Origin of the sequence: Maribacter sp. (genome assembly GCF_049667165.1) — a bacterium.
In the GTDB taxonomy this organism is placed as follows: domain Bacteria; phylum Bacteroidota; class Bacteroidia; order Flavobacteriales; family Flavobacteriaceae; genus Maribacter_A.
The window spans coordinates 1-2181 of sequence record NZ_JBATHS010000367.1; the positions used below are offsets into that span (position 1 = coordinate 1).

At 38.5% G+C, this 2181-nt stretch carries 2 protein-coding genes; one reads left to right on the plus strand and one right to left on the minus strand.

Going from position 1 to position 2181, the window contains the following annotated elements:
* Positions 1-237 precede the first annotated feature (237 nt).
* A complete protein-coding gene (locus WBM98_RS16670; RefSeq protein WP_424367149.1) occupies positions 238-1293 on the plus strand; it encodes an IS110 family transposase in 1056 nt (351 codons plus the stop codon).
* A gap of 307 nt (positions 1294-1600) precedes the next feature.
* Here WBM98_RS16670 and WBM98_RS16675 read toward each other — a convergent pair.
* Positions 1601-2181: hypothetical protein (locus WBM98_RS16675; RefSeq protein ID WP_424367150.1), on the minus strand; the 581-nt coding region annotated here is incomplete at its 5' end.

A 2181-nucleotide genomic window follows, 5' to 3' on the forward strand; every position in this document is an offset into this window, starting at 1 on the left:
CCTTAGTCCCTTACATTTTCTGCAAAAGTATTTTTCTTCCATATGAGTGTGTTTTAATTGTGCCTAACGTTTATGTATAAGAATAGTTGCGGGTTTGTATGCGAGGATTTTCCGAAGGAAAATCAGACGTTACAAACGCGCAACGACCTTTGATTAAGCACTAAACCGCAATTATTTTTAGCATTGATGAAAAAGCAGTAAGTCAAGTATCTTTAAGATTCACTAAAATCAAAAGATATGAAAACTCAACAAACTGCTCACCCAAAGCTATTCATTGGTATCGACATTCACAAACGAAGTTGGAAAGTCCATTGTTCAACGGAACTGTTCTGTGGCAAGTCCTTTAGTATGTCGTCCGATCCTGAACAATTGTTGAACTACGTTACAAAACATTTCCCGGGCCACGAAGTAAGTGTGGCCTACGAGGCAGGTTGCTGTGGCTATCATGCCCACCGCTGTTTCGAGGGCTACGGTTGGCGTTCTTTGGTGGTCAACCCTGCTGATATCCATCGCAAGGGCAAGGAGAAGCATACCAAGACCGATAAGATCGATGCTCAACTGATCAGTAGGGAACTGAAAGATGGCCGTTTGGAGAGTATAGTGGTTCCTGATATCGAAAGAGAGGAACTCCGCAGTCTATTCAGAAGACGCAACGATCTGGTAAAGGATTTCAGAAGGATAAAGAGCTATATCAAGATGCAGTTGTTGTATTTCGGCATCAAGGAGGCTGAGGAGTTCGACAACGACCATTGGAGCCATAGGTACCGTAATTGGTTGGACGATATGGTGTTCAAGCACCCCACGGCGAAGGCGACCTTGGAGAGCAGGATGCGTTCATTCCGATTTGTAGATCAAGAGTTGAGGGATGTTTCGACACAGCTCAGAAGATACTGCAAGGTGCATTATAAGAAAGATTATATGTTACTGAGAAGTATACCTGGTGTCGGGGGAATCGTTGCCTGTGGCATACTATGTGAACTGGGAGACTTGAGACGTTTCAATAGTGTGAAGCATTTGGCAGGCTACGTAGGTCTTGCCCCAGGGGTACATCAAAGTGGAAACAACTATAAAGTAATGGGTATCACACCAAGGGCACACCGATTGATACGGAGTTATTTCGTAGAGGCCTCTTGGCAGGCGATACGGGCCGACCCTGTGATGCAGGCGTATTACCGTAAGCATACGGGTAAGAACGTCAAGAGCATCATCATCAAAGTGGCGCGAAAGCTTTTGAGCAGGACCTTGGCAGTGATAAAAACAGAAATTCCCTATACGATAGGAGTAATAGAATAATTTAAGAAAACACTAAAAAAGAACCATAACAAAGCTCACGAAGAAGTATTCAAGACCTGTACCACAAAACACCGTGGGTGGCCCACTAGTTAGCGGGACCACATATTTATAGCAAGTGGCCGGGTCTATTATAACTTATAATCATACAGATGCCGGTGACGACCTATTTCGAGGCCGATCACATATAGGATGCCGAGCAAGTTATATTAAAAAGGAAAAAGGTGGTTTAAGTAAAAAAGAAAATATTAATTAACTTTAGAGAACTGGACTAAGGCTTTTCATAGGACACGGTGTTGGCAACTGGCTTTTATTCAGGGTATATTACTTTCCATTCTTTTCCTTCAGTATCACTAAATTGTACTATTCCAAAATCATAGTCGTAATAAATTTTGTTTACGTTTTGTATTAATGGACCAAATGTTGAAAAATCATTTTTAGTTTCGTTACTGTTAGATTCAATAAGAACAATATTTTGAAATAAATGTCCATTAACATTCATTTGATTTTTTTTGGAACTATTATAATCAATTGTATAAAGATTGACACTATTTTGTAATTCATCAATAAAAGAGAAAAAAGTTATGTTCCACATTGGAAAGTTAATTCCATTCGTGAATCTATCAAAATTCTTTGAAAAAATATAGTTTACTTTTGAATAGTCGCCATTAGTATCATAACCTATGTTATTTTCTAAAATATCAATTCTTATTATTTTACTATCATAGTAATTACTTAAATATCCACCTCCTCCAGAAAGAGTGCCTCTTGTAGCATATTCACTTTTTTCTCTCTCATTAAGAATGACTTTAAAATGTAATTGTTCACCGAATTGATTTTCATAAGTAATAATTTGGTTAGGAACATAATTATACTTTATCAAAAGAGTTT

Coding starts and splice junctions, on each gene's coding strand:
- WBM98_RS16670 (WP_424367149.1), top strand. CDS start 238: ATGAAAACTCAACAAACTGCTCACCCAAAGCTATTCATTGGTATCGAC.